Origin of the sequence: Brevundimonas sp., from assembly GCF_035561115.1 — a bacterium.
In the GTDB taxonomy this organism is placed as follows: Bacteria; Pseudomonadota; Alphaproteobacteria; order Caulobacterales; family Caulobacteraceae; genus Brevundimonas.
Window position 1 is genome coordinate 1 of record NZ_DATMYH010000106.1, and the last position, 26,814, is coordinate 26,814.

Consider the following 26,814-nt stretch of genomic DNA (forward strand, 5'->3'; position numbering starts at 1 on the left):
CGGAGCCGGTGAAGCCGAGGCTGCGCAGGAAGGGGATGTCGGGGCGCTCGTGCGGCGGCAGGACGAACTGGGGCAGGCCGAGGTCGGCCAGCCGCTTCATCTTGTCGAGACCCTGCAGCACGGCCGCGCGCGGGTTCGACGCCTCGCCGGCGTTGAGGCTGGAGGCGAGGTTGCCGGGGGACAGGCCGGCATAGGAATGGGTCGGACCGATCAGGCCGTCGGCGTTTGCCTCGACAGCCGAGGTCACGGCAGCAAGCCCTTGATCTCGCCTTCGATGTTCTTCACCGAGCCGGCTTCGAAACTGGCCACCGGATAGGCGCAATAGTCGGCCGCATAGTAGGCGCTGGGCCGATGGTTGCCGCTCGCGCCGAGGCCGCCGAAGGGCATGTCGCCGGCGGCGCCGGTGGTCGGGCGGTTGAAGTTGACCACGCCGGCGCGGATGCGGCGGATGAAGCGCTCCCAGTTGGCGGGATCGTCGCTGACAAGACCGGCGGACAGGCCGTAGCGGGTGTTGTTGGCTTCGGCGATGGCGGCGTCGAAGCTGCCGACGCGCCGGACCTGCAGGATGGGGCCGAAGATTTCCTCATCCGGGACCTCCACGCCCGTGGTGTCGATGATCCCGGGAAGGACGAAGGCCTCGCTCTCGATGTCGAGATGGCCGAAGGTCATGAGAACCCGGGCCCCGGCGTTGCAGCGATCCGCAGCCTGGCCGAGCACGGTATCGGCCGCGCGGGCGGAGATCAGCGACCCCATGTAGGGCTCCGGATCGCTGTTCCAGCGGCCGATGATCAGCCGGTGGGTCAGGGCGATCACGGCCTCGATGACGGCGTCGCCCCGCGGGCCTTCAGGAATGATCAGGCGGCGCGCGCAGGAGCAGCGCTGGCCGGTGGTGACGAAGGCGGACTGGACGACGATGCCGGCCACGGCCGCGGCGTCGGCGGCGTCCCAGACGACCAGCGGATTGTTGCCGCCCAGCTCCAGCGCCAGGATGACGTGCGGGTCGTCAGCGAATTTGCGCCGGAAATGGGCGCCGGCTGCGCCGGAGCCGGTGAACATCAGGGCGTCGATGCCGGCGTCCAGCAGGGCCGCGCCCGTGTCGCGCCCGCCCTGGACCACATTGACCACACCCGCCGGCAGGTCGGCCGCCTCGAAGGCATCGGACATCAGCTGGCCGATCAGGGGGGTCTCTTCCGACGGCTTGAAGACGACGGTGTCGCCGGCCAGCAGGGCCGGGACGATATGGCCGTTGGGCAGGTGGCCGGGGAAGTTGAACGGTCCGAGCACGGCGGCGACACCGTGCGGGCGGTGGCGCAGGGTCGCATGGCCGAAGGCGGTGTCGGCGGTGCGCTCGCCGGTGCGCTCGTCATAGGCGCGGATCGAGATATCGACCTTGCCGGCCATGGCGGCCAGTTCGGCCGTGGTTTCCCACAGGGCCTTGCCGGTCTCGCGGCTGATCGCCTCGGCCATCTGCGGGGCGCGATCCTTGAGCACGGCCTGATAGCGTTTGACGGCGTCGATGCGGTCCTGACGCGGGCGGTCGGCCCAGTCGGGGAAGGCGGCGCGGGCCCGGTCGGCGGCGGCCTGGACCTCGGCGGGAGAGGCGGCGGCGCCCTCCCAGACGGTTTCGCCGGTGGCGGGGTCGATCGATTTGAAAGGGGTCATGGTCATCAGATGGTGGCTCAGGTTTTTACCCGCACTGTATCGCCCGCGCTGACCTTCAGCGCGTCGGCCGCTTCGGCGGTCAGGGTGGCGGTGTCGCCCTCGATATAGGCACGCTGGCGGACGGCGCGGAAGGCGGTGACGCTGTCGGTCGAGATCAGGGCGGGCAGTTCGGCCTCGACCTCGGCGGCGACGGCGACGGTCAGGCGGCGGGCGTCGCGGACGGTGCGGATGTTGTCGCGGCCGCAGGCCACCGTGGGCCCGGCGTCGAAGATGTCGATCAGGCCGTTGGGCCGGAAGCCCTCGCTCTCCAGCAGGGCCATGGCGGGCACACCCTGCGGATGGACCTTGCCGATCACGGCGCGGGCGGGCTCGGGCAACAGGTCGATGTAGATCGGGTGGCGCGGGGCCAGGTCGAGGATGAACTGCTTGTCCGTCGAACCGGTCATGCGGTCGGCCTCGTCGAACTCCATGGGGAAGAATTTGTGCGCCACATGATCCCAGAAGGGGCAGGCGCCGTCCGGGGTGAAGACGCCGCGCAGTTCGGCCAGGACGTTCTCGTTGAACAGTTCGGGCTCGGCGCCGATCAGCATGTAGCGCGACTGGCTGAGCAGGCGGCCCGCGCCGCCCTTGCGCCGGTCGGCCTTGAGGAAGAGGGAGCCGACCTCGGTCCAGCCGGTGCATTCATTGACCAGGACGAGGGTTTTCTGCTCCAGCTTGATGCCCAGCGAGGGCGAGGACTGGGTGTTGGTCACCACCCGGAACGAGAAGAAGGGCCGGTGCAGGCCGACGGCGGCCTTGACCGAGCCGATGCCGTCGACGTCGCCGGTATCGGATTCCTCCAGCATCAGGGTGTACCAGCGCTCCTCCGGCGCCAGTTTGCCGGAGAAGCTGTCGCGGCTGAGATCCAGCCGTTCGGCCAGCTGGTCCGGATCCTCGGGCAGGCTGGTGAAGCCGGGTCCGCTGAGGATGGCCAGCTCCAGCAGATGGTCGAGGTCGGCGGGCGCGGCGGGTCGGACGACGAGCATGGGTTACATCGTCTCCAGACGCAGGGATTTCAGTTTCAGGGCGTCGATCTCGCCCGAGGCGATCCGGCACAGGATCAGGGCGCTGAGCTGGGCGCGATCGACGAAGCTGGCGGGCCAGGCGAACTCCTGGTCCGAGTGAATGTCGCCGCCCAGCACGCCCAGGGTGTCGACATTGGGCAGGCCGGCGGCGTGCAGGTTGTTGCCCTCGCAGACCCCGCCCGACGGCTTCCAGGCCAAGGTCTGACCCAGCAGGGCGCCCGTGTCGCGCACGGCCTCGAACAGGGCCGTCTGGGACGCGTCCATCGGCTTGGGCGCGCGGGTCATGCCGCCGTGCAGCTGCAGGGTCAGGCCGGGGAGGGGGGGATCGGCGGCGATCTCGCGCACGGCGGCCTCGATCCACTCCGACGCGGCCTTGTCCGGCACGCGGACGTTGAACCGGACCACGGCGTTGTCGGCCACCACGTTCAGGGCTCCGCCGCCGGATATCTTCGCCACATTGACGGTGACGCCCTCGCGCAGGCCGTTCAGGGCGTGCAGCCGGGCGGCGAGGATGGCGGCGCCGGCGACGGCGTTGGCGCCTTCATGGAAGGCGCGGCCGGCGTGGGCGGCCTTGCCGCTGACGATCAGATGGTAGTTGCCGCTGCCCTTGCGCGCGCCAGCGAGCGTGCCGTCGGCGAGGGCGGGCTCATAGGTCATGCCGATGTGGCCGCGCGCGCCGAGCTCAGCCAGCAGGGGTGCGGAGGCGGGCGAGCCGATCTCCTCGTCCGGCGAAAGCAGGACGGTCCAGCCGACGCGCTCGCGCTCCGGGTGGGTCTCGAAGGCCTCCAGCGCCGCCAGCATGACGCTGATCCCGCCCTTCATGTCGGCGATGCCGGGACCGTTCAGCGCACCGTCGGACCGGACGGAGACGGTCTGGAAGCCGCTGCCTGCCGGGAAGACGGTGTCGTAGTGGCCGGTGAGGACGATCTGGATCGGCGCATCGGGCCGAGCGACGACCTTCAGCGCGTCGGCGTGGGCCTCCGTCCGCACCGCGCCGTCGTCGCCGACCGAGGTGGAGGGCCCGGTCGCGATTCGCTGAGCCTCGGCGGGCAGACGCGCGATTTCGGCCTCCAGCCTGTCCAGCATCATGACCAGTCCGCCGGTGTTGCGGCTGCCCGAGCTTATGTTTGACCAGTCGACCGCGCGGCCGATGATAGCGGCCTCGCGCGCCGCGACATGGTCGAGCACGAGTTGATCGGAGGGCTGAATTCGCATGCGGGCGGACCCTAGCCGGGCGGACGGCAAAGGTGAAGGCGACGGCGTGCCGGTTTCCACCGATGGACGCGCACGCTAGGCTGACTCATCTTTAAGGGAGGAACACCACATGACTGACCTGATCCGGGCGTTGAATCCGACGGCGCCGATCACCACCGAAAGCGAGGCGATCGACGCGGCGAGGGCCAGCGCGCTCGCCATATTCCTCGGCGTGCTCTGGGGCATTGTCGGGGTGATCTATCTGATGACCGCCGGTCAGGCGGTCATGGAAGCGGCTGTGGCCCAGGCCTCGGCCCAGAACCCGGAAGCCGCCGGCATGGCTGGCGCCATGGCGCAGACCGCGCTGTGGATGTCGGTCGGCCTTGTCGTGATCCAGGCGATCCTTGGGTTCGTCCAATGGACCAAGCCGAACATCGTCATCCCGATCATCTTCGCCATCCTGGTCGCCTTCGGCCTGGTGTCCGGGCTGCTGAGCCTGGCGATGGCGGGGCAGGCCGGCATGCCGGAAACCGTCCAGGCCCCGATGTGGCAGGTCTGGGGCGGCTTCATCGTCATGGCCGTTCAGCTGCTGATGCACATCAACGGCATCCGCGGCGCACGGAAGCTGGACAAGCTGCGTTTCGACGCCGCCCAGACCTACTGATTCCTAGCGGTTCGGGCGCCGGTCCTCGCGACCGGCGCCCGGCTGCCGGGACTGGCGGCGCCAGCGGATCGACAGACTGGCCTCGCCCTGTCCCCCGAATTTCGAGCTGACGGTCAGGTTGCGGCGCACCTGCCATTCGACGTTCACGGCCGCGCCGTTCTCGCCGCCGCCGATGATCTCCAGATAGACATCGTCGTTGATGTAGCGTCCCCCGGCGACCGTCAGGCCCGACGCCTCGCCCCCGAACGACAGCCGGTCCAGGCCCGCCAGTTCGCGCAGGTTTCCGATCACGTCGAAGCCGCCGCCGCCCGCCAGGGCCGCGACGCCGGCCGCCAGCTGGGCGGCCTCGAACGCCGACAGCTGCGAGGCCGATCGCCCGAACAGGACCTGGGACAGGATTTCGTCCTGGGGCAGGGCGGGCGTCGAGGTCAGGGCGATCTCGGGCCGGGCCGCGGTTCCCGTGACGCGGATGGTGGCGGTCAACGCCGGGTCGTCGCGGGTGGCGGTCAGATCCAGCCGGATGAGTTCGGGGTTGGTCGACAGGCTGACGGAGCCGCGCTGATCGAACACGAACCGCTTGCCGGCGAAGTCGTAGTCGCCGCGCACGACCCGCGCCGTGCCGCTGAGGATCGGTCGGCTGATGGTGCCGGTGACCCGGGCGTCGACGTTCATCTCCACGTTCAGACCGCGACCGATCACGCGCACGTCGCCGTCCGGCGAGCGCAGGCCGACGTTAAGCCCGAACTGAAGGCCCCGCTGGCGGTTCTGCTCCTCTTCGGGGACGTCTCCGCCCGGCTTGTTGATCTCGACCACATCCATGCGGACGATGCCGTTTGAACCGGGCGGATTGGCCTCGATGCGGGCCTCGTCGATATCCATCTCGCCCGTCAGGGTGATGTTCCCGTCCGCGCCGCGCGTCACCGTCAGAAGACCGGACGCCTTCGCGTCGGCGATGTCGTTGTCGATAATCCGGAACCGGTTCAGCAGCAGCTGGAAGCTGGAGCCGGACCCTTGACGCAGGCCTATGCGTCCGCTGCCTGAAACCGAGCCTCCGGCCCCGTCCACGGCGTTGAAGGTCTCGATCAGGCCCGTGGTGTCGTCGAAACGGCTGGCCAGGACGACGTTTTCCAGCCGCACGCCCGTGGCGCTGTCGCGGAAGGTCCCCTGTTGCAGGTCGAACCGTCCGTTGATTCGCGGCGCGGCCAGCGAGCCCGCCAGGCTGGCGCGGGCGTTCACCTGCCCCGAAAGAGATCGTTCCCCGCCGGCCAGCAGGTCCCAGATCGGCTGGATCTGACCCTGGATGGAGATGTCGCCGGACATTTCGCGCGTCCGCGCGATGGCCAGACGCAGGGGAACGGCCGAAGACTCGACGGGCAGGGTGAGATCCGCCGTGGCCCGGACGGCGTCGCCGTCGTTGGCCTGGGCCTGGACCCGCAGACTGTCGTTGACCAGAATCGCGTTCAGCGTGCCATCGACCGCCAGACCGCGCGGCGCGTCGATGCTGCGGATGTCCTCGAGCGCCAGGTTGGCAGAGCCCGACAGGTCGTCGCCGGCTCCTCGCAACGAGAGCCGTCCGGTCACCGATCCGCGCATGTCGCGGACCGCCGTGCCCAGGTCGACGCTGGTCAGATTGGCCTCGATTATGGCGGCGCGGGAATCCTGGCGCAGTTCGCCCAGCAGGACGCCGCCCCCGATGCCAAGATCGACTCGCGCGACGCGTCCGTCTCCCGACAGGGCGAGAACGGCGGGATTGCGGGTGGTGAAGGCGATCTCGCGGACCCTGCCGGATCCTTCCAGCACCACCGACTGTGCGCCGGCGTCGCGGGAATAGACGCCGGTTCCATCGAACGAGACCGGCGTCGCGCCGCCGATGTCGGTTCTCAGCGTGAAGGGCAGGCGCGACAGGGTCCCGCGGCCGTTCAGGTCGAGCGTCCGGATCGTCCAGGTGGATCCAGCCAGACGGACATTGCGGCCTGTCACATCTAGGATCGCCGTCTCAGCGCCCTCGCCGTCGGTCAGGCGCACCCGGCCGTCGGCGGTCCCGGTGGCGAGGAAGGCGCCGGGGCGAGCGGTGAAGGTCAGGTCAGCGCTGGAGGGGAAGCTGTTCGACAGGGCGATCGCCCCCTGGGCCGTGACGCCGCCCGCGTTCAGATCCACGTCCGTCAGACGGATGCGGTCGCCGCCGAGGAAGAAGTTGCCGCTGGCCCGCGCCGGTCCGTAGTTCGAACCGGCGGTCAGGGCGATGCGGCCGTCCGAGGCGTCCGCGCCCCGCCGGAAGCTCAACACCATGTCCGCATCGGTCAGGACCAGCGCTCCGGCGCTCAGCTTGCCGAACTGGGCCGTCAGATCGGCGCGGGGCCGGGCCAGCGTGCCCGTCAGCGCCCCTTTGCCGGTCATCGCCCCGTCGATGGCCACCGGGCCGACGCCGAAGGGCCCGCGGGCGTCCCAGGTCAGGGCCAGCCGCATACGCCCGTCGCTTTCGATCAGGCCGCGAGCGCCCGCCGTCCCCTGGGCGCCGGTCAGCAACGCCCGCTCGACCTCGATTCGTCCGCCGTTGAGGGCGCCCGTCGCCTGGAGCCGGGGCGCGGCCCCGAGGAGCCGGTCCAGTTCGGCCATCCCGGTCGCCAGCCGGCGGCCGCGGGCGTCGAAGGTGATGCGCCACGGCTGGCCCGTGCGGGCCATCGACGCCGTAACCGGTCCGCCAAACGCGCCGCGCGCGCCCTTCCGGAGGCGGGAAACGTCAGTGATCTCGGCCCGGCCCCGGAACCCCAGGCCGCCCGTCAGGCTGCGTCCGCCCGTACCCGAAAGGGTCAGCGCCTGGCCCGTCGCCTGAACCCGCTCCAGCAGGATGGCGCCGTCCGCCAGTCGGGCCGCCTGGAAGGAGACCCGTGGCTGGCTGCCCAGAAGGCCGCCGACGATGCCGGCGGTGGAGCCGCCGGCGGCCCGGATGTCGCCGTCCAGATCAAGGCGTCCGAGACGCATCCGGGCGTTCAGGGGGCCATGAATGCGTCGGGCCCGGTAGCTGGACACCTCGGCCCCCAGGAGGTCCGCCGAACCCGTCAGGGTCCAGGAAGAGGCGTCGCCCCTGAACACTCCCTTGTAGGCCGCCGGACCGGCCGCGCGCTGGCCGATGAGCCGGGTCAGGGACGGCGTCGAGACGTCCAGCCGGATGCCGCCGGGGCTGCTGCGGTCGCTGAGCCGGAGGTCGCCGCTGGCGCGGGCGTTCAGATTGTCGGCGATCAGCCGCCAGCCGACGCCGTGCAGGCCGTCGTTGTCGCTGTCGGGCGAGGTGGCGAAGCCGAACCGGACCGTGCGGCCGATCCGCTCGGCGAACGGCGTCAGCAGATCCGACCCGGAAAAATCGGCGAAACCGGAGATCCGGGCCCGGTTTTTTCCGTACCGCCCCTTGATCACCAGCGGCACGAAATCACCCGTTCGCACAATGGCGTCGACGACCGAGCCGTTGACCACGGCGGTGGCGAAGAAGGGCTGGTCGGGGGAATAGCCCAGGGCTCCGGCGATGGGACCGCCCTGGGCCTCATTGGCGCGCAGATTCAGGCGCAGATCGGCGATCTCCGCCCCGATCGTGGCGTTGACGCGCAGATAGTCGCCGGGACGGCTGTTGCTGGCGGCGTTCACGATCGCCTTCTTCTGGCCCTTGCGCGGCACGTCGGCCTCGCCCGACAGCCGCCAGCGGCCGTACTCGCGGCTGAAGCCTTCCAGCAGTTCGACGTCGGCCGAGAAGCGGTCGATGTCGACCGACAGGGGCTGCGGTCCCGGCGGCTCGGTCGTGGGTTCGAGTTCGGGACGGCGGATCAGGCGGATAACCTGGGCCTCGACGTTGGTGGCGTGGAAGCGGCGCGCCATCAGCGGCCACCAGTTCCAGTCGACGCGGACCTTGCGGGCGTCCAGCCAGACGCCCCTGGCGTCAGTGACGGTGACGCGGTCGATGGTGAAATCGTCGAACAGATCGCCGCGCACGCCCTCGACGTTGATCCGGCCGTAGCGGCCCAGCTTCTTGCCGGCCACGAAACTGGTGACCAGATCCCGCCCCGGGTCCGACAGCAGATACATTCGCCCGCCGACGAGGCCGACGATCAGAAGGGCGGCGAGGATGGCCGCGCCCATGCCGCCGAAGAAGGCGATGGCCTGCAGGCGCGTGCGCTTCTTCTTCGCCGTTTCGGCGGGCGTGTCAGGCGTTTCCGGGGGCGGCGGGGCGTCGGTCAAAACGCCTGTCCGATGCTGACGTAGACCTGGAAGTCGGCGTCGCCGTCGCGGCGGTCCAGCGGGAAGGCGATGTCGGCCCGGATCGGTCCGAACGGCAGCTTGTAGCGGACGCCGAAGCCGGCCCCGTAGCGAAGGTTGCCGAAGTCGGGCGTCTCCCGGAAACCGATCGCGCCGGCGTCCACGAAGGCCACGGCCTGGAAATTGCGCCAGACGTCGCGACGAATCTCGACCGAGGCCTCGACCAGGCTCAGGCCGCCGCGGGGGGTGTTGTCAGGCAGGCGCGGTCCCACGCCCTGGTATTCGAAGCCGCGCACCGAGCCGCCGCCGCCGGAATAGAACAGGCGGTCGGAGGGGATGGTCAGTTCGTCGCCGCCGACGATGGAGCCGAGGCGGGCGCGCCCGGCCAGGACGGTCTTCGCATTGTCCTGAAGCGGCAGATAGGCGGTGACCTGGGCCTCGGTGCGCAGGAAGACGGTCGTGTCCTCGCCCGACACGGCCGTGGGCTGGGCCCAGGCCGAGAGGCGCCAGCCGGTCGTCGGATCGAGCGGATCGTTCGACCGGTCCAGATAGGCGCTGGCGCGGCCGGTCAGGATGACCAGGTCGCGGTCGAAATTGACCGGCAGCCGGGTGACCGGATCGAACCGGTTCTCATCGTATTTGCCTGCGTCGAGGCCGACGCCGTAGCTGATCCAGGAGGTCTTGCCGAGGCGCTGCTGCAGGTCGGCGGCAATGGCCAGGGCCGTGCGGCGATAGGCGTCCGTATCCTCGTTGAGCAGGGCGACGGACAGCTTCAGCGTCTCGCCCGGGCGTCGCCAGTGCGGCAGGCTGAGATTGACTCCCAAGCGGCTGTCGACATCGGCCGCGCGGGCCTGCCAGACCACGGTGTCGGCGCGTCCGAACCGGTTGTGCCAGGTCCAGATCAGATCGAGGCCCGATCCTTCGGCCGTCGAGAAGGTCGCGCCCGCCTCGAGAATCCGGCGCGGCCGGTCGGTCAGGGTGACCACAATGGGACGATAGCCGCTGGCCAGGCTCTGGTCGCGCGGCGCCAGGGCCACGCCCACCCCGTCGTAGACGCCCGTCTCCAGCAGCCGGCGCTCGAGCTCGGCCACGTCCTCGGGGTCGTAGACGTCGCCTTCGGCCCAGGGGGCGAGGGCCGTCACCCAGGCGGGATTGGTGGGGCCGCGCGTCTCCAGCCGCACCCCGTCCAGACGCACCAGGGCGCCGGGCGAGATCCGGTAGTTGGGCTGGACGGTGAAGGTCGCATGGTCGACGACGACGCGCCGGGGCTCGGCGGCGGCGTCCGCATAGCCGCGGCGGGTGAGGACGGCGACGACCCGGCCCTCGGCGGCCAGAACGTCGCCCGCGCGCCCGGCCTGATCCGGTTTGACCGCGACCTCGGCGAGCGCGGCGGTTTCCGATTCGGCGTCGGGCGCGGGAGCGGTCCACTGCACGCGGGGATCCGTCAGCATGAACCGTCGCCCGGGCGTGACGTTGACGATGGCGACGGGGCTTTCCTCGCCCTCGACCACGTCCTCCAGCACCGGCTGATAATAGCCCTCGGATCTCAGCAGGGCCTCGGCGGACTCCAGGGCGCGCCGCGCGCGGCGTCGGGCCTCGAACCGGTTCGAGGGCGGCGCGTCGACCTCGCCGACGGCACGGACGAGCTGTTCGCGAAGTTCCGCGTCCATCTCGCCCCGGATCTGCGCACGCGGGTCTGCATGGGCGGTGGACGCGAGAAGAGCGAAACCCGCCGTGCTGACGAGAAACAGGGCGTGCCTTGGCGTCAAACTGGAACTTTCGTCAGGGCGGCCGGCCGCCGCCGATCAGCGGGCGGATCAGTAGAAGAGGGTTTCGCTCTCGGGTTTGACCGACTCTTCGGAAGACCGCTTCTCGGGTGGGAGCGTGGTCGAGTCCGCCGGCGGCGTATCGACGGCGCTGGGCGCAGCGACCGGAACGCCCGCGTCCTCGGCGGCCGGCGCGACGGGCTCTTCCATCGCGGCGTCTGCGGTTTCAGGCTCGTTCGATTCCTGCGGGTCGTCGCAGGCCGCGGCGGCGAGGGCGCTGGTCAGGACCAGACAGGCGATCAGTCGTTTCATGAATGGCGTCTCCCCCGGATCGGCCTTCCAACGCGCGACCGGTTCGCACGTTCCATAGCCTTGAACGGGCGGATGGTCACCCACGGGAGAGCAAATTTTGCAGCCGGGGGTCCGGCCTGTTCAAGGGCGGCCGATCAACGCCAGCGCGCCACGGCCTGATCGAGGGACAGGGCCGCTCCCGCCGGTTCAGGGCCGGGATCCGATCCGGCGAATCTCGGAGCCGGGGCGGGTTCGGGCCGGCCTGATGCGCCGAACGTGCTGCGGGCGGCGTTGTGCGGATGGCGCGGCGCTTCAGCGAGCGACAGGACAGGGGTGACGCAGGCGTCCGTCCCCTCGAACAGCGCCGCCCAGTCGTCGCGGTCCCTGGTCGCGAAAATCGCCTCAAGCCGGGCGTGCAGGGCCGGCCAGCCGCCCGTGTCGTACTGGGGGGCCTCCGCTTCGTTCAGGTTCAGACCGGCCAGCAGGGCGCGGTAGAACTGCGGCTCCAGCGCCCCGACGGCGACGAACCGGCCGTCCCGGCAGGCGAAGCAGCGATAGAAGGGGGCGCCGCCGTCCAGCAGATTGGCGCCACGCGCATCGCTCCAGAGACCGCGCGCCCTGAGTGCATGGAACAGACTCATCAGCAGGGCCGACCCGTCCGTCATGGCGGCGTCCACCACCCGGCCCGTCCCCGTACGCTGCGCTTCGATCAGGCCCGCCAGCATGCCCATGACCAGCATCATGGCCCCGCCGCCGTAGTCGCCGATCAGGTTCAGCGGCGGTCGGGGCGGACGATCGGGCTCTCCCATGGCGTGGAGCGCCCCGCTGAGGGCGATATAGTTGATGTCGTGTCCGACCTCGGCCGCCTTGGGTCCCGTCTGGCCCCAGCCGGTGACGCGGCCGTAGACCAGTCGCGGATTGCGGCCGGCGCAGACCTCCGGTCCGAGACCCAGCCGTTCCATGACGCCGGGCCGGAAGCCCTCGATCACCCCATCCGCCGCGGCGATCAGCTCCAGGACGCGTGCGTGATCTTCGGCGTCTTTCAGATTGACGGCGACGGGCGACCGGCCGCGATGCAGAATCTCGCCGCCGACATCGGCGAAGACCGGGGCGCCGGTGCTGCGGGTCAGGCGAAGCACCTCGGCGCCGAGGTCGGCCAGAACCATGCCGGCGAAGGTCACCGGGCCCAGCCCGTCGAATTCGATGATGCGCAGGCCGGACAAGGGTTTCATGGCCGATGCCTAGCCCGCCGTCCTCTATCCGTCGACCCGGCGCTTGACCCGGAGGCCGGATTGCAAGAGAAGGCGCCTCGCCGGCCCGCGAACGCGACCGGCGCGGTATGCGCCCTTAGCTCAGTTGGTTAGAGCATCTGACTTTTAATCAGAGGGTCCTCGGTTCGAGCCCGAGAGGGCGTACCACCTTCTTTTCGGGAACAAGGCAGGGCCGCTCCCGGTTGTCGTCAGACACCGAAGGAGAGTTCGCCATGCCCCACCAGAACGCCGATTCCTCCAGGGCCGCCGCCCGGAATGCAGCCGCCGACCCGGTCGCGCCCCGGAGCGAGCCGCGCAGCTACGCCGCCCCCGACGTCGCCGATTCGTCCCTGGCGCCTCCCGCCGCGGGCGAGGTCGCCGATTATATGGACGAGGGCGAGGCGCTCGCCGCCGACGACGTCCAGTCCGGCAGCAACCATCGCAATCGCCCGGGCCGAACCGAGGCGATGTCGGATCAGGGGCCGAAGACGATCGCCGGCAACAAGGAACGTCTCAGGTCAGGTTCCGCCGACGGGCGTTGATGCTACGGCCCGGGGCGGCGCGCGCGGCATTTCCTGCACACTTCGCCGGCGGTACGTGAAGTCGTGTCGGCGCCGCTGCCGGGCGAGCCAGGCCTGAACAACTCGATCCTGGGCGAACCCTGCCTGGATGATCGACGCCGGATAGTGGCTATTCCGACCGGCACGCCGGGGAGAGACGGCTTTCGCCGCGCCGCCGGGCGTGGTTGAACACGGCATGCGCCAGATCATCCCCATTCTCGCGATCGCCACGGCCCTCGCCGGATGCCAGGCGGGCGGGTCGGCGATGGACGGCGCGCGCCAGTTCGGAGCGGGCCTGGGGGCCGCGGCTACCGCGCCGCTCGACGATCTGAACCTGCGACGGCAGCATATCCCGACCGTCCTGCTGCAGGCCGAGGCCAACCCCTATGACCTGCGCAACCTGAACCAGTGCGCGACCATCGGCTCCGAGATCGCACGCCTGAACGAGGCGCTGGGGGCCGACACCGACGAGCCACCCTCGCCGGATGGCTCGTTCCTGAGCGAGCGCGCAGCGGATGCGGCGGCCGGGGCGGCGCTCGACACGATCCGGGACGCCACGACGGACTTCATTCCCGGCCGCAGCTGGATCCGGCAACTCTCGGGCGCGGAGCAGCACAGCCGCCACGTCCAGTCCGCGATCCAGGCGGGACGCATGCGGCGCGCGTTCCTGAAGGGGACGGGGATGCAGCGGAACTGCCCGCCGCCCGCCGCGCCGGCCTGGTTCCGGCCACGGGGCCGCAGCCAGCGCTAGCCGTTGGACGTATGGCGGGCGTGGAAGTCGCGGCGGAAGGCCTCGAACCGGCTTTCGGCGATCGCGGCCCGCATCGCCGCCGTCAGCGCCTGGAAGAAGGCGATGTTGTGCCAGCTCAACAGGACCTTGCCGAGAATCTCGTCAGCCCGGATCAGATGATGCAGATAAGCTTTTGAATATTGAGACGAAGCGGGGCAATCAAGGGTCGGGTCCAGAGGGTCCTGATCTTCGGCGAAGCGGGCGTTCCTGAGGTTGATCGGCCCTTCCCAGGTCCAGGCCTGACCGTGGCGGCCGGCGCGGGTGGGCAGGACGCAGTCGAACATGTCGACGCCGCGCCAGACCGCCTCCACCAGATCGACCGGCTTGCCGACTCCCATCAGATAGCGCGGACGATCGGCGGGCAGCATGTCGGGGGCGTAGTCCAGCACCTCGCACATGGCCTGATGGCCCTCGCCGACGGCGAGGCCGCCGATGGCGTAGCCGTCGAAGCCGGTCTCGATCAGCCGGTCCGAGGACTCGCGGCGCAGGTACTCGAAGGTCGAACCCTGCTGGATGCCGAACAGGGCCTGGGTCTCGCGGGTCCCGAAGGCGGCCTTCGAGCGCGCGCCCCAGCGGGCCGACAGCTCCATGGCGGCGCGGGCGGCGGGCTCTTCGGCCGGCCAGGAGACGCACTGGTCCAGCTGCATGGAGATGTCGGCGCCGATGCGGTCGGCCTGGATCTCGATCGAGCGTTCAGGCGAGAGGACATGTCTGGACCCGTCGATATGGCTGGCGAAGGTGACGGCGTCCTCCTTCACCTTCGATATGCCGGCCAGGGACATGACCTGGAAGCCGCCGCTGTCGGTCAGGATGGGCTTGTTCCAGCCCATGAATTTGTGCAGGCCGCCCAGCCGTTCCATCCGCTCGGGGCCGGGGCGAAGCATCAGGTGGTAGGTGTTGCCCAGGATGATGTCGGCGCCGGTCTGCTGCACCTGGTCGACCGTCATGGCCTTGACCGTGGCGGCGGTGCCGACGGGCATGAAGGCGGGCGTGCGGATGTCGCCGCGCGGGGTTCTCAGCACCCCGGTTCGGGCGCGGCCTTCGGTGGCGGAGATATCAAAGGGAAAGGGCATGGGGCCTCGCGGGGGTTACGAACCGGCAAGGCTCAGTTGGAGGAGGCGAGGCGCGACAGAATATCCCGATAGGCCGCCGCTATCAGGGTCTCCAGGGCCGGGGTGTCGACCGGATGACCCCAGCGCAGCTTCACGTGCCGCATCCGCTTGCCCGAGCCTTCAAGCAGGCCCGCGGGGTCGTCCAGGGACGCGCCGTGGAAGAAGCCGACGTTCGCATGGGCGCTGAAGGCGCCGACGTATCCGAAGGCGGCGTCGCCGACACAGGCGGTGGGACAGCCGTCATGCAGGATCTCCCGCACATCCGGCCCGCACGCGCGCATCCGGGCGAACCACGGCGCGGCGAGGCGGCGGATTTCGTCGCCCGCCGTGAACCAGGCCTCGACATCGGGGTCGCGCCGGACGGCGGAGGGAAGCCGGAAGATCTGCGTCATCGCCCCGAACCTACCGGACCGCGGGGGCGCGGAACAGCAGGGACCCGTCGCCGTAGGAATAGAAGCGATAGCCGTGGGCGATGGCGTGGGCATAGGCCGCCTTCATCGTCTCCAGCCCGGCGAAGGCGGACACCAGCATGAACAGGGTCGACTTCGGCAGGTGAAAATTGGTCATCAGCACATCGGCGGCGCGGAAGCGGTAGCCGGGGGTGATGAAGATGGCCGTGTCGCCGTGGAAGGGGCGAATCTCGCCGTCGCTGGTCGTGGCGCTTTCCAGCAGCCGCAGGGAGGTGGTGCCGACGCAGACGATGCGGCCGTCGGCGGCGCGGACGGCGTTCAACGCTGCGGCGGTTTCGGCGGAAACCTCGCCCCATTCGCTGTGCATTTTATGGTCGGCGGTGTCGTCGGCCTTGACCGGGAGAAAGGTGCCGGCCCCCACGTGCAGGGTCACCGCATGGGTCGAGACGCCGCGGGCGCGGATCGCATCCAGCAGGGCCGGGGTGAAATGCAGGCCCGCCGTCGGGGCGGCGACCGAGCCGTCCCAATGGGCGAACATGGTCTGGTAGTCCAACCGGTCGCGGTCGTCCTCGGGCCGCTTCGCCGCGATATAGGGGGGCAGGGGCATGACGCCGACGTCGCGGATGGCCTCATCCAGCATCGGTCCGGCGAGGTCGAAACGCAGCGCGACAAGGCCGTCCTCGCCCTTGTCGACCACGGTGGCGTCGAGCCGGCCGAGGAGGCAGGCGCCGTCGGCTCCCGCGCCGAAGCGGATGCGGTCGCCGGGCCTGATGCGCTTGCCGGGCTTCATGAAGGCGGACCAGACGTCAGGCGCGTCGCGATGATGCAGGGTGGCCTCGACGTCGACCGTCAGGGTTTCGCCCTCGGCCCCGATACGCTGGCGGACGCCCGACAGGCGGGCGGGGATGACGCGCGTGTCGTTGAAGACCAGGGCGTCGCCGGCTTTCAGGAAGCCGGGCAGATCGCGGATGATCCGGTCCTCGAGCGCGCCGTCGCGGACCACCAGCAGGCGCGCGGAATCGCGCGGCTCGGCGGGGCGAAGCGCGATGCGGTCCTCGGGCAGGTCGAAGTCGAAATCGGCGGTCTTCATCAGGCGGCGCAAAGGCCATGGGGGAGGGGGCGGGTCAACCCTTGCCGCCAGCGGCTCACAGCACGACGTTGCGGATGAAGCGGACCGGACCTTCGCCGCCATTGGCGAAGACATAGGGGCGGGCGCTGGAGAAGATCAGAAAGTCTCCGGCGGCCAGACTGTGCTTCTCCTCGGCGCCCTCGATGACGAGTACGCCCTCGATCACCGCCAACATCTCGTGCCAGTTGTGGGAGTCGGCCTCGGAGGGGTAGCGTTCGCCTTCGGCGAGGGACCAGATCCATAGTTCGGCCTCCCGCGTTGCGGGCGCGGAGCCCAGCAGGACGCCCGAACTTTCCGGCGTCGCGCCTCGCCATGCGACGGTGTTGATGCGGCGGTTGTCGGCGGCGTCGGGCGGACGAACCAGTTCGGTCAGGCTGACATCCAGGGCGGCGGCCAGGCGGTCGAGGGTGGAAAGGCTGACGTTGGCGTCATTGCCCTCCATGGCGCCGATCATGCGCCGACTGGTGCCCGAACGATTTGAAAGTTCGGTCTGACTGAGGCTCCGCAAGGCTCGAAGCCGTCGCAGGTTCTCGCCGACATGGGCGAGGACGTCGGGTCGGGCCAGCGGGTCTTGACTGTGCAATATACTGCCCATAAGAAAAGTGAACTATATTGCCCAGCTTGGGGCCCGGCAAGCACCAGAGGGCCGAAGCGCCCCGAGACGGAGCAGTCATGAAACGGTATGCTGCGATCGTACTCGCCCTGCTGGCGATGGGCTGGGCGGCCGTCGCGCGGGCGCAGCCCGCGCCGCCGGCGGATCTTGCCGGTTTCATCAACGCCTACGCCGTCGAGAATGACCTGCAGGGCGTCATTCGGGTGGAGGAGAACGGCGCGCTTGTGTTTCACGGCGCCTACGGACAGGCCAACAGGGCCTTCGCCGTGCCGACGACGGACGACACCCGGTTCCGCATCGCCTCCATCACCAAGCTGTTCACCGCGGTGCTGATCCTGCAGTTGCAGGACGAGGGGCGGCTCAACATCGATGACACGGTGGGTCGTCATCTGCCGGACCTGCCGGGCGAAGCGGGCGCGCGGGTCACCCTGCGCCAATTGTTGAACCACACCTCGGGTCTCGGGCAGCTCGACACGGTGAGCAGCTATCAAGAGGCCTTCGCCAACGGCATCCCGCACTATCAGCGCCCGATGACGCCCGCGGCCCTGCTGGCGAATTGCTGTACGGGCGCCCTGGCCACGGAACCTGGCGCGGCGTTCAACTACAATAATGCGGACTACATCCTTCTCGGAGCGGTCATCGAAGGCGTCACCGGCAAACCCTGGGAGCAGGTCCTGTCGGAGCGTATCCTGGCGCCGCTGGCGCTTGCGGACACAGGCGTGGCGCGCTGGGACGCCATCGTGGAGCGGCTGGCGCCGACCTACACCTTCCGGGACGACACCCGGACCCTGGTCACGGACATGCCGGTCTATTTCGAGAACTGGTCGGCGAGCGGGGCCATGTATTCGACCGCCGCGGACCTCGCCGTCTTCGCCGACGCGCTTTACGGCGGCCGACTGTTGAAGCCGGCGTCGCTGGACCAGCTGTTGACGCCGGGGCTCGACGACTACGGTCTCAGCGTGTGGAGCTACAGCTTCGAGCGCGGCGGCCGCACCTGGCATGTCGCGCAACGGCCGGGCAGCGTCATGGGGGCGACGGGCGTGCTGTATCGCCTGCGCGAGCGGAGCGTGACGATCGTGCTGCTGTCCAACACCAACGCCGTGGACCTGGACGTCTTCGCCCGGCGGATCGCCGACCGGCTGATCGACAGCGACCCGCCGGCGAACTGAACCGCCGGCCGTCCGGGCGGGTCGAAGTCGAATCGGCGGTCTTCATCAGGCGGCGCAAAGGCCATTGGCGGCATTGGAATCAACAGGGAAGCGAAATCGGGTCTGAAAGTTGACGCTGGCTCACCTAACCGCCAAACCCCGCCCCATGCTGCAGAACCTCGAAACCCTCGCGCGCGAGGCCAAGTCCTGGCCGTTCGAACAGGCCCGCAATCTTCTGGCCCATGTGCTGAAGAAGCGGTTGGACGACGCCGAGCGGACCGCGGCGAAGCTGCTGATCGACGCCGGCAAGGCGGACGAGGCGCTGGCGACGTTCGAGGCCCTGCAGAAGCCGGTGATCTTCGAGACCGGCTACGGCCCGTCCGGCCTGCCGCATATGGGCACCTTCGGCGAGGTGGCGCGCACCACCATGGTGCGCAACGCCTTCCGGGCGCTGACGGGCGACCACTGGACGACGCGGCTGATCGCCTTCAGCGACGACATGGACGGGCTGCGCAAGGTTCCGGAGGGCATTCCCAATCCGGAGATGCTGGCCGAGGATCTGCACAAGCCGCTGACCGTGGTGCGCGATCCATTCGGGACGCACGACAGCTTCGGGGCGCACAACAACGCCCGCCTGCGCGCCTTCCTCGACGGGTTCGGCTTCGAATACGAATTCCTGTCCTCGACCGAGCAGTACAGGTCGGGACGGTTCGACGCGACCCTTCTGACCCTGCTGGAGCGGTTCGATGCCGTTCAGGCCATCATGCTGCCGACCCTGGGCGAGGAGCGGCGCGCCACCTATTCGCCCTTCCTGCCGGTCAGTCCGGTCACCGGCCATGTGCTGCAGGTCCCGACGCTGGAGCGCAACGTCGCCAAGGGGACGATCGTCTTCGACGACCCGGCCGGCGGCCGCACCGAGGTTCCGGTCACCGGCGGCCATGTGAAGCTGCAGTGGAAGCCGGACTGGGCCATGCGCTGGACGGCGCTGGACGTCGACTACGAGATGTCGGGCAAGGACCTGATCGAGAGCGTGCGCGAGAGCGGCAAGATCTGTCGCGCCCTGGGCGGCGTTCCGCCGGAGGGGTTCAATTTCGAGCTCTTCCTCGACATCGAGGGCAAGAAGATCTCCAAGTCCAGGGGCAACGGCCTGACCATGGACGAATGGCTCCGCTACGGCACGCCGGAGTCCCTGAGCTGGTACATGTTCCAGTCGCCGAAATCGGCCAAGAGCCTGCATTTCAACGTCATTCCGCGCGCGATCGACGATTATCTGGCGGCCATCGAGGCGTACAAGACCCAGGAGCCCCCCAAGCGGATCGACAACGCCGTCTGGTCGATCCATTCGGGCGCGCCGCCGACCCACACCTCGCCCGTCTCGTTCGCCCTGCTGCTGAACCTGGTGGGCGTGGCAAATGCGTCCAACAAGGACCAGCTGTGGGCCTATTTCGCCAGATACCTGCCCGAAGCGACGCCGCAGAACGAGCCGCTGCTGGACCAGCTGATGGAGCGGGCGCTGAACTATTACGAGGACTTCGTGAAGCCGACGAAGTCCTATCGCCTGCCCGACGACAGGGAGAAGGCGGCGCTGCTCGACCTGGCGGGGCGGCTGAAAGCCCTGCCGGCGGACACGACCGACGGCGAGCTGATCCAGGCAGAGGTGTATGCGGTGGGCAAGGAACACGCCTTCGAGCCGCTGCGCAGCTGGTTCGGGGCGCTGTACGAGGTGCTGCTGGGCGCGTCGCAGGGGCCGCGGTTCGGCTCGTTCGCCGCGATCTACGGCCTGCCGCAGACGATCCGGCTGATCGAGACCGGCGCGAACGGCGAACTCGCATCCTAGTGGGCCGCGGTCGTCGGCCCTTCGGGACCTGACTGCTGCGCGCCGCCCTTCGGGTCCCGACTCGACGCGGCCTGGCGCTTCGCGCGCGCCCGCGGTCAGGCAGCGATGCGCCGCGCGCATCGCGTCAGCGCCAAAAATGTCCGGTAACGAACATGAACCGAAGATAACGGCGCGGCTCCGGGAGCCTTCATCCGGACCAGCGCATTGTGCCTGACATCGACCAACCTCGATGAATGGAGAGAGCCATGTCGAAGATCATGAACACCACCTTGGCCACCGCCGCCGCCCTGGCGGCCCTGGTGACCGCGGTCCCGACCGCCTCGATGGCCCAGCAGGCCAACGGCATCACCAACTGCGACGCCCCCGGCGGCCGTCAGCGCACCGGCGCTCTCATCGGCGCGGTCATCGGCGGCCTGGCCGGCAGCCAGGTGTCGAGCAATGAACGCACGCTCGGCGCCGTGGTCGGCGCGGGCGCCGGCGCCGCCGCCGGCTCCTACATCGGCTGCAACCAGCAGCGCGCCCGGGTCGGCTCGGAAGCCAGCAGCGGCGCCCAGTACCGCGCCACCTCGAACCTGCGCATCCGCTCGGGTCCGGGCACCAACTACCGTCAGGCGGGCTCGCTGCGCGCCGGCCAGCCCTTCGCCGTCATCGGCTCGCAGGGCGAATGGGTCCAGATCGCCGGCGGCGGCTGGGTGAACGCCAACTACGTCACCGCCTACTAGGGCGCGACGCAGAGACATCGAAGGCCGCCTCGGAAGGGGCGGCCTTTTTTGTTGGACGGTATCGCTCGCCGCGCGGCGGCTCGCTGCCTGAGCGCCTACTGGCTGACCCACAGCACCCGGCCCATCCAGACGATGTCGCGCCGGGGCAGGGTGCGGGGTTCATAGGCGGGGTTGATCGACGACAGGGTCACTGATCGCGCCGTGATCGCCGCCAGTTCCTTGGCCAGGGTCTCTCCGGACGTGGTCCGGACCACGACGCGATCGCCCTTGCGGACCCGGGTCGCGTCGCGATCGACCAGCACCCGGTCGCCTTCGCGATAGAGGGGCGCCATGGAATCCCCGTCAATGCGGAGGCTGAACAGGGTGTCTTTCGGCTGCGGCAGCTCGGTCTGCTCCCAGCCGTCGCCCGCCGGCAGGCCCGCATCGTCGAAAAAGCCGTCCTCGCCCGCCCGGGCCATGCCCAGAAGGGGGGCAGTCGGGGCCCGTTCCGGCGCGTCCATCGCCAGGGTCGCGAAATCGCCCAGCGACAGGCCGGTCGCCTGCAGGATCCGCGTCAGGCTCTCGGTCGAGGGCCAGCGCGGGCGGGGCGGATCTCCGGCGCCGAACCGCTTGGACGGGTTGAAGCTGGTGGCGTCCAGACCGGCCCGCAGCGCCAGTCCGGAGGCGCTCAGGCCCTCGCGCCGGGCCAGGCCGTCGATCGCCTTCCACAACTGGGCATGGGACAGGGGCATGGCGCCTCATCGGGGCCGGATGGCCGATTCGGGCGGAGTTTACGGCAGGGGATTAGGAATATCCACCTATGGCGACGGCGGGCCGCCGCCTATTCCAGCCCCGCCGCGCGCCGGTCCCGCCATGCCCAGAACGTGCCGACCGCTATGACCAGCAGGATTCCGTAGCTGGCCATATTGATGACGGCGTAGAATGCGGCGAGGGGCGGGCGCAGGTCAAAGAGGGTCAGAACGTGGCTCATGACGACCAGGGCCTGCAATCCTGTGGCCCAGACCGGCCATGACCGCCGGCTCTTCCAGGCGAGGGCCGCGTAGACGCCCAGCATGATCGTGTCGATCGTCATCACGCCCCACTGGGAGCCGGACAGCCGGCTGTCGTCCTGGAGCAGCAGTGACGCCAGAAGACCCAGGGCATAGGCGCCGGCGCCGACGCGCTCGGGCTCGTCGCCCTTCAGGAAGGCGAAGGCGATGACCAGTGTGGCGACGCCGGCGCCGATCCGGGCGTACAGGGTGTCAAACAATCACTTCGCCTCTCGCTGACCGGTCCGGCGGCTCAGGTTTCCAGTCCGGCCGCCCGGCGTTCCTGCCAGGCCCAGAAGGTGCCGACGGCGAGCGAGATCAGCAGGCCGTAGTTGGCCATGTTGTTGACGGCGGCGAAGGCGTCGCCCGGGGGGCGGATGTCCGCCAGCACCAGAATGTGGCCGGTGACGATCAGACTCTGGAAGGCCAAGGCCCAGATCAGCCAGGTGCGGCGGCTGTGCCAGGCGAGGCCGCCGAACACGGCTGCCAGAATCAAATCCCAACCAATCGGACCCCATCGCGCGGCGGGGCCGGAATCAGGAGTCACCAGCGAGGCCACCACGACCAGAACAAAGATGGCGCCGGCGATGCGTTCCGGCTCGTCGCCCTTCACGAAGGCGAAGGCAACCACGAGAACTGTGACGGCGAGGCCGACCTGTACGTAGATGTTGTCGAACACAGAATCGCCCCCACGCCATTTTGCGTGGGGGCGAGAATGCCTGAAGTCAGCGACCGCGTGAATGATCGGTAGCGGACATTACGTCGAATTAAACTGCGCGGAGGATCCGACCTTCGGTGGGGCGCTCTTGATCCTCGCCCTTGGGCTTCCAGCCCTCGGCGTAGACGCCGTAGCCCAGGCGGCGGTGGTCCTTGGCGAGTTCCTTGTGGCACTCGACCATGGCTTGGCGCGCGGCGGCGAGCGAGGCGATGGCTTCGAGAGCCTTGGCCTGTGAACCGGCGCAGGCCACTGGCGAAAGCTCAAGTGCAGAACGAGCACCAATCATAGCCTGCACCAAGGTGGTGGCGCGAGCGATGGCCGCATCGACAGACATTTCGGCGGCGTCCAGGTCGCTGGCGACGCTGGCGATGATTTCGGTTTTGGTCACAAAGGCCCCCACTGGAGAAAACTAGGTCAACAAAACCTTAACACAGCTCGGCTGTGTACGGTAGGGTTTTGTTGACCGTGTCTGTCAGGGCTTTGTTTACCATATCCTGATGAACGCCCGGCCCATCCCCGCCGCCACCCCCGATGGGCGGCGTGTCGCCGGGCTTGTCGATCGGACCGACGGCCAGGGCGTCGAGGCCCAGCTTGCGCGCCAGGGCGGCGAGGGCCGTGTGGGTCTGGACCATGTGGGAGCGGGCCGCCGACAGGGCGCTGACGGCCCCCGCGGCCCCGTCGAAGGCGCGCTGGCCGGTCACGGCGGAGAGGTAGGCGTCCGCCCGCGCCGACGGCAGCATCGCCGCCAGCGTCGCCGTCTCGGCAAGCGCCAGATCGATGGCGGTTTCGGCCGCATAGAGCCGGACGGCCAGGGTTTCACCGATGGATTGTCTGGTCATGATCTTCCTCCCGTGACCGGAACGTCACGGGGGAAGCCGATCACGAGGTCCGCTAGAAGACAACTACAGGTCGTCTACCGCAAGTAGGAAGTGTGCGGTCAGTGCGGCGATGGGCTGGGCGCGGTCGTCCTGCCAGGCCTCGGCCAGGACGTGCGCGACCCGGCGGCCCGCGCGGCTGATCCGGGCGCTGGCGTGGACGTTCATCGGCCGTCCTGAACGCAGATAGGCCACGCTGACGTTGATGGGGCGGGGCAGGCGCAGTCGCGGATAGAGGGCGGCGACCTGGGCCACCGCCGTCAGTTCCAGCAGGGCTGCGGTGGCGCCGCCGTGAAGCGCCGGGAGGATCGGATTGCCGATCAGCCGCTCTGCGAACGGCATGGTCACGGTCAGATCGTCGCCTTCGCTTTCGGTCGTCAAGCCGAGAAACCGGGCGTAGGGCAGGCGGTCCAGAAGATCGCTCATCGCGGCGTCTCCCCCGCAGCCCGGAGATTGACGCCCGGACCCCGTCCTTCGCCGGAGCCCAGCATATAGGCGCTCTGAACCGCCGCGACGGGATCCTCGGCGGTGTCCTCGAACGCCCAGGCGCGGACGAAGGCGACCGACCGGGTCAGGCGATAGCAGCGCGCCTCGGCGATCAGATCCCGACGGGTTTCGGCGGCGCGCATGTAGTCGACACGCAGGTCCAGGGTGGCGATCGTCTCGAAGCGGCCGAGCGCGACCCAGGTCGCCAGACCTCCGACGTGGTCCAGCAGGGTGGTGACCAGCCCGCCCGCCAGCACGCCGGTCTCGGGGTCGCCGACGAGGTCCTCGCGCCATGGCACGCGAATGCGGACGCGATCCCCGTCCACGCCGTCGTAGACGAAGCCGAGGGCGTGGGTGTGGGCGGCGCCGCCGGCCAACTGGGGCAGGAGGTCAAGGATCGAGGAGGTCATGGTCCGTTTCTGGGTCGGGCGCGAAATGAGCGCAAGTCCGTCGGGCGCGTTGTCAGGTGCGCCATGACCGCCATATGCCCTTCATGATCCGCTTCGAAGACCTGCTGAGGCCGACGCCGGCGGGCCTCTATTGCCCCCCGGGCGACTTCCATGTCGACCCGGTTCAGCCGGTGGATCGGGCCGTGATCACGCACGGCCACGCCGACCATGCGCGTTCGGGACACGGAACGGTGCTGGCGACGCCGCAGACCCTGGCCATCATGGCCGAACGGTACGGGGAGGATTTCGCCGGACGCCGGCAGGGAGTCGCCTATGGCGAGACTGCGTCCCACAACGGCGTCGGGATCACCCTGGAACCCGCCGGCCATGTCCTGGGCTCGGCCCAGGCGGCGATACGCTGGAAGGGGATCACCATGGTCGTCTCCGGCGACTACAAGCGGCGCCGCGATCCGACCTGCGCGCCGTTCGAGCCCGTGCCGTGCAATGTCTTCATCTCGGAGGCCACCTTCGGCCTGCCGGTCTTCACCCATCCGCCCGACGGCGAGGAGATCGGCCGGCTGGTCCAGTCCCTGCGCCAGTTTCCCGAGCGGGCGCATCTGGTCGGCGCCTATGCCCTGGGCAAGGCCCAGCGGGTCATCCGGCTGTTGCGCGAAGCGGGCTGGGAGCGGCCGATCTATGTTCACGGGGCGCTGGAACGCCTGAATCGTCTGTACGAGCGCGAGGGCGTCGATCTGGGGCCGATCCTGCCCGCCACCGGGCTGAAGCCCAATGCGTTGGGCGGCGAGGTGGTGATCGCGCCGCCGTCGGCGACCCAGGACCGGTGGGCGCGACGCTTCGCCGACCCGGTGCTGGCCTTCGCCTCGGGCTGGATGCTGGTCAGGGCCCGCGCGCGCCAACGAGGGGTGGAACTGCCGCTGGTGCTGTCGGATCACGCAGACTGGCCGGAGCTGATTGCAACCTTCACCGAGCTGAGACCGGAAGAGGTGTGGATCACACACGGGCGCGAGGAAGGTCTGTTGCGCTGGTGCGAACTGAACGATCAGGCGGCGAGGGCGCTGCGTCTGGTCGGCTACGAGGAAGAAGACGACGAGGCCGGATCGGTCGACGGCGACGGCGGCTAGGCGACCGAACGGGCCGCCGGGGCGGGGTCCGCCCCGGCTCTCGCAGCAGCGGCGGCCTGTTCGAGGGCCAGGTTCATGGCCATGCGCAGGCGTTCCGGCTTGATCGGCTTCTCGACCACGGCGGCCATGCCGATTTCCACGTATTTCCGGGCGTCGTCCGGATCGGCGTTGGCGGTCAGGGCGACGATCGGCAGGGCGCTTGCAGGCCCCTCGAGGGCGCGGATCGCCAGGGTCGCCTGAACCCCGTCCATGCGGGGCATCTTGATATCCATCAGGACCAGATCGAACCGGCGTTCCTGCACGGCTTCCAGCGCCTCGACGCCGTCCCCGGCGGTTTCGGAGGTGCAACCGAACATCTCGCACAGCGCCTGGGCCACAACCCGGTTGGTGGCGTTGTCATCGACGATCAGGATGTGGGGATTGGTCATAAGGTCGCCGTCCCCGATGCTTTCGACGTTGGAGGGAGCCGCCGCCTCGACCTCGCTGCGCTCGACCTCAATGTCGAAGGCGAAGGTCGCACCGCGGCCGGGATTGTTTTCCGCCCGGATGCGTCCATCCATCCGGTCGACGATCTGACGGCATATGGCGAGGCCGAGGCCGGCGCCGTCGGGGCCGGACCCATGGACGAACGGATCGAAAATCTCGTCGATGCGGTCGGGATCGACGCCTGGACCATCGTCGCGGACCCGCGCCTCCAGCCGGATGCGGTCGCCCCTGGCCACGGCCTTCAGCCGCGCCTCGACCACCCCGTTGCGCGCGAATTTGAGCGCATTGCCGATCAGGTTGTTGAAGACCTGTTTCACCCGGACGCTGTCGATGAACCCCGCCAGTTCGGTGTCGCCCTCATAGCTTACCATCAGGGTGACGTTGTCCTGCGACGCGCGGGGGGCCCACAGGGCCTGGACGTCGTCCATCAGGGCGCGCAGCGGCGTCGATTCGGGATGCAGCTCCAGCTCCCCGGCCTCGGCGCGCGAAAGATCCAGGGCGTCCTGGAGGATGCGAAGGAGGGTTTCAGACGAGTCCACGATGGTGGTGACGTGCGCCTGGGCCTGGCTGTTCAGCGGCTGGCGGCGCAGCAGTTCGGCGACGGCCAGCACGCCGTTCATCGGCGTGCGCAGTTCATGGCTCATGATGGCGAGGAACTGGCTCGTGGCCCGGGCGGAGGTGAGCGCCTGGTTGCGGGTGTCGCTGAGGGCCCTGGCCTGTTCGGCCAGTTCTTCGTTCTGGCGGCGTTGGCGGTCGTTCACGGCCTGCAGGAGGGACACCGCCGTGCCGACGCCGTGGTACCGGCCTCGCCGGGTGACGATGAAGCCCCGCATGAGGGCGCCGGGGCCGCTCTTCAACAGGATGTCGCAGAAGGCGTCGATGCTGACGCCGGCCTCGACCACAGCCGGCTCTGCGTCCATCAGGTGCTCCACCGGCCGTCCGGCGTAGAGCGCGTGGCCGAAAGGGGCGGCGATCTTGAGCAGGAAGTCGTTACGCTCGATCAGGCCGACCGGTCGACCGGCCTCGACGACGGCGATCACCAGGGTGTCGGGTTCCTGCTCGAAGCGCGAGAAAACAGCGCTTCCCGGCGTCTGCGGCGAGACGGGCTCGGCGCGCTCGGTCAAGACTTCGATGGTCGGCATGTCCGGCCACAACTCCACTGTCACCGGTAGACATTGACCGACAAGCGTTTGCAGAAGGGTTAAGGCGGCGATCGCCGCTTTCCGGCCGTCT

General features: G+C 69.3%; 27 protein-coding genes and 1 tRNA gene. 8 read left to right on the top strand and 20 right to left on the bottom strand.

Going from position 1 to position 26,814, the window contains the following annotated elements; translation table 11 throughout:
- The 4 genes from VN378_RS13670 to VN378_RS13685 all read right to left on the bottom strand — a co-directional run.
- Positions 1–247: N-succinylarginine dihydrolase (locus VN378_RS13670; protein WP_325744117.1), on the bottom strand; the 247-nt coding region annotated here is incomplete at its 3' end.
- Complete coding sequence (gene astD / locus VN378_RS13675) at positions 244–1,662, bottom strand: succinylglutamate-semialdehyde dehydrogenase (RefSeq protein ID WP_325744286.1); 1,419 nt, start codon at positions 1,660–1,662, stop codon at positions 244–246. The genes astD and VN378_RS13670, both read right to left, overlap by 4 nt.
- 17 nt (positions 1,663–1,679) lie before the next feature.
- Positions 1,680–2,687, bottom strand: a complete 1,008-nt coding sequence (locus VN378_RS13680; protein WP_325744118.1) for an arginine N-succinyltransferase — start codon at positions 2,685–2,687, stop codon at positions 1,680–1,682.
- Positions 2,688–2,690: 3 nt separating this feature from the next.
- Entirely contained in the window at positions 2,691–3,941 is a 1,251-nt protein-coding gene (locus tag VN378_RS13685; protein WP_325744119.1) for a hydrolase, read from the bottom strand.
- A gap of 109 nt (positions 3,942–4,050) precedes the next feature.
- On the opposite strand from VN378_RS13685, the gene VN378_RS13690 reads away from it, so the two are divergent.
- Positions 4,051–4,584, top strand: a complete 534-nt coding sequence (locus VN378_RS13690; RefSeq protein WP_325744120.1) for a hypothetical protein — start codon at positions 4,051–4,053, stop codon at positions 4,582–4,584.
- A gap of 3 nt (positions 4,585–4,587) precedes the next feature.
- Here the strand turns inward: VN378_RS13690 and VN378_RS13695 are convergent, their stop codons facing one another.
- The 4 genes from VN378_RS13695 to VN378_RS13710 form a co-directional block, all read right to left on the bottom strand.
- Positions 4,588–8,811 carry a translocation/assembly module TamB domain-containing protein gene (locus tag VN378_RS13695; protein ID WP_325744121.1) on the bottom strand — a complete coding sequence of 1,408 codons (4,224 nt, stop codon included), beginning with the start codon at positions 8,809–8,811 and terminating at the stop codon, positions 4,588–4,590.
- Entirely contained in the window at positions 8,808–10,598 is a 1,791-nt protein-coding gene (locus tag VN378_RS13700) for an autotransporter assembly complex family protein (protein ID WP_325744122.1), read from the bottom strand. The genes VN378_RS13695 and VN378_RS13700 overlap by 4 nt, the downstream gene beginning before the upstream one ends.
- 48 nt (positions 10,599–10,646) lie before the next feature.
- Complete coding sequence (locus VN378_RS13705; protein WP_325744123.1) at positions 10,647–10,907, bottom strand: hypothetical protein; 261 nt, start codon at positions 10,905–10,907, stop codon at positions 10,647–10,649.
- Between the two features lie 134 nt (positions 10,908–11,041).
- Entirely contained in the window at positions 11,042–12,118 is a 1,077-nt protein-coding gene (locus VN378_RS13710) for a CaiB/BaiF CoA-transferase family protein (protein ID WP_325744124.1), read from the bottom strand.
- A 109-nt stretch (positions 12,119–12,227) separates the two neighbouring features.
- Between VN378_RS13710 and VN378_RS13715 the strand changes: the two genes are divergently transcribed.
- The 3 genes from VN378_RS13715 (at position 12,228) to VN378_RS13725 (ending at position 13,447) form a co-directional block, all read left to right on the top strand.
- Positions 12,228–12,304, top strand: a tRNA-Lys gene (locus VN378_RS13715).
- A gap of 65 nt (positions 12,305–12,369) precedes the next feature.
- Positions 12,370–12,678 carry a hypothetical protein gene (locus VN378_RS13720; protein ID WP_325744125.1) on the top strand — a complete coding sequence of 103 codons (309 nt, stop codon included), beginning with the start codon at positions 12,370–12,372 and terminating at the stop codon, positions 12,676–12,678.
- A 214-nt stretch (positions 12,679–12,892) separates the two neighbouring features.
- Entirely contained in the window at positions 12,893–13,447 is a 555-nt protein-coding gene (locus tag VN378_RS13725) for a hypothetical protein (RefSeq protein WP_325744126.1), read from the top strand.
- Here VN378_RS13725 and tgt read toward each other — a convergent pair.
- The 4 genes from tgt to VN378_RS13745 are packed head-to-tail and all read right to left on the bottom strand — an operon-like array spanning position 13,444 to position 16,732.
- On the bottom strand, positions 13,444–14,559 hold the full coding sequence (tgt, locus tag VN378_RS13730; RefSeq protein ID WP_325744127.1) for a tRNA guanosine(34) transglycosylase Tgt: 1,116 nt from the start codon (positions 14,557–14,559) through the stop codon (positions 13,444–13,446). The genes VN378_RS13725 and tgt overlap by 4 nt on opposite strands.
- Positions 14,560–14,591: 32 nt before the next feature.
- A complete protein-coding gene (locus VN378_RS13735; RefSeq protein WP_325744128.1) occupies positions 14,592–14,990 on the bottom strand; it encodes a DUF1801 domain-containing protein in 399 nt (132 codons plus the stop codon).
- 10 nt (positions 14,991–15,000) lie between these two features.
- A complete protein-coding gene (queA, locus tag VN378_RS13740) occupies positions 15,001–16,098 on the bottom strand; it encodes a tRNA preQ1(34) S-adenosylmethionine ribosyltransferase-isomerase QueA (RefSeq protein ID WP_325744129.1) in 1,098 nt (365 codons plus the stop codon).
- 55 nt (positions 16,099–16,153) lie between these two features.
- Positions 16,154–16,732 (bottom strand): XRE family transcriptional regulator, encoded by a 579-nt coding sequence (locus tag VN378_RS13745; protein ID WP_325744130.1) that lies wholly within the window; start codon positions 16,730–16,732, stop codon positions 16,154–16,156.
- A gap of 77 nt (positions 16,733–16,809) precedes the next feature.
- Here VN378_RS13745 and VN378_RS13750 point away from each other — a divergent pair, with 77 nt between their 5' ends.
- The 3 genes from VN378_RS13750 (at position 16,810) to VN378_RS13760 (ending at position 20,457) form a co-directional block, all read left to right on the top strand.
- Positions 16,810–17,919, top strand: a complete 1,110-nt coding sequence (locus VN378_RS13750; protein ID WP_325744131.1) for a serine hydrolase domain-containing protein — start codon at positions 16,810–16,812, stop codon at positions 17,917–17,919.
- Positions 17,920–18,064: 145 nt separating this feature from the next.
- Complete coding sequence (locus tag VN378_RS13755) at positions 18,065–19,735, top strand: lysine--tRNA ligase (protein ID WP_325744132.1); 1,671 nt, start codon at positions 18,065–18,067, stop codon at positions 19,733–19,735.
- A gap of 245 nt (positions 19,736–19,980) precedes the next feature.
- The gene (locus VN378_RS13760; protein WP_325744133.1) at positions 19,981–20,457 is read left to right on the top strand and encodes an SH3 domain-containing protein; all 477 of its coding nucleotides are present in this window, start codon (positions 19,981–19,983) and stop codon (positions 20,455–20,457) included.
- Positions 20,458–20,552: 95 nt separating this feature from the next.
- Here the strand turns inward: VN378_RS13760 and VN378_RS13765 are convergent, their stop codons facing one another.
- The 7 genes from VN378_RS13765 to VN378_RS13795 form a co-directional block, all read right to left on the bottom strand.
- Positions 20,553–21,188 carry a helix-turn-helix transcriptional regulator gene (locus VN378_RS13765; RefSeq protein ID WP_325744134.1) on the bottom strand — a complete coding sequence of 212 codons (636 nt, stop codon included), beginning with the start codon at positions 21,186–21,188 and terminating at the stop codon, positions 20,553–20,555.
- Positions 21,189–21,277: 89 nt separating this feature from the next.
- A complete protein-coding gene (locus tag VN378_RS13770) occupies positions 21,278–21,706 on the bottom strand; it encodes a hypothetical protein (protein WP_325744135.1) in 429 nt (142 codons plus the stop codon).
- Between the two features lie 32 nt (positions 21,707–21,738).
- Positions 21,739–22,164: a hypothetical protein gene (locus tag VN378_RS13775; protein ID WP_325744136.1), complete on the bottom strand. Its 426-nt coding sequence runs from the start codon at positions 22,162–22,164 to the stop codon at positions 21,739–21,741.
- Positions 22,165–22,252: 88 nt separating this feature from the next.
- Positions 22,253–22,591: a hypothetical protein gene (locus VN378_RS13780; protein WP_325744137.1), complete on the bottom strand. Its 339-nt coding sequence runs from the start codon at positions 22,589–22,591 to the stop codon at positions 22,253–22,255.
- A 37-nt stretch (positions 22,592–22,628) separates the two neighbouring features.
- Positions 22,629–23,042, bottom strand: coding sequence for a hypothetical protein (locus VN378_RS13785; RefSeq protein WP_325744138.1), 414 nt, complete (start codon positions 23,040–23,042; stop codon positions 22,629–22,631).
- Positions 23,043–23,105: 63 nt separating this feature from the next.
- Positions 23,106–23,504, bottom strand: a complete 399-nt coding sequence (locus tag VN378_RS13790; RefSeq protein ID WP_325744139.1) for a PaaI family thioesterase — start codon at positions 23,502–23,504, stop codon at positions 23,106–23,108.
- Positions 23,501–23,974, bottom strand: a complete 474-nt coding sequence (locus VN378_RS13795) for a PaaI family thioesterase (protein WP_325744140.1) — start codon at positions 23,972–23,974, stop codon at positions 23,501–23,503. The genes VN378_RS13790 and VN378_RS13795 overlap by 4 nt, the downstream gene beginning before the upstream one ends.
- Before the next feature lie 83 nt (positions 23,975–24,057).
- On the opposite strand from VN378_RS13795, the gene VN378_RS13800 reads away from it, so the two are divergent.
- Positions 24,058–25,095: a ligase-associated DNA damage response exonuclease gene (locus VN378_RS13800; RefSeq protein WP_325744287.1), complete on the top strand. Its 1,038-nt coding sequence runs from the start codon at positions 24,058–24,060 to the stop codon at positions 25,093–25,095.
- Here VN378_RS13800 and VN378_RS13805 read toward each other — a convergent pair.
- Complete coding sequence (locus VN378_RS13805) at positions 25,092–26,723, bottom strand: response regulator (protein WP_325744141.1); 1,632 nt, start codon at positions 26,721–26,723, stop codon at positions 25,092–25,094. The two genes, VN378_RS13800 and VN378_RS13805, sit on opposite strands and share 4 nt — an antisense overlap.
- Between the last annotated feature and the right edge of the window lie 91 nt (positions 26,724–26,814).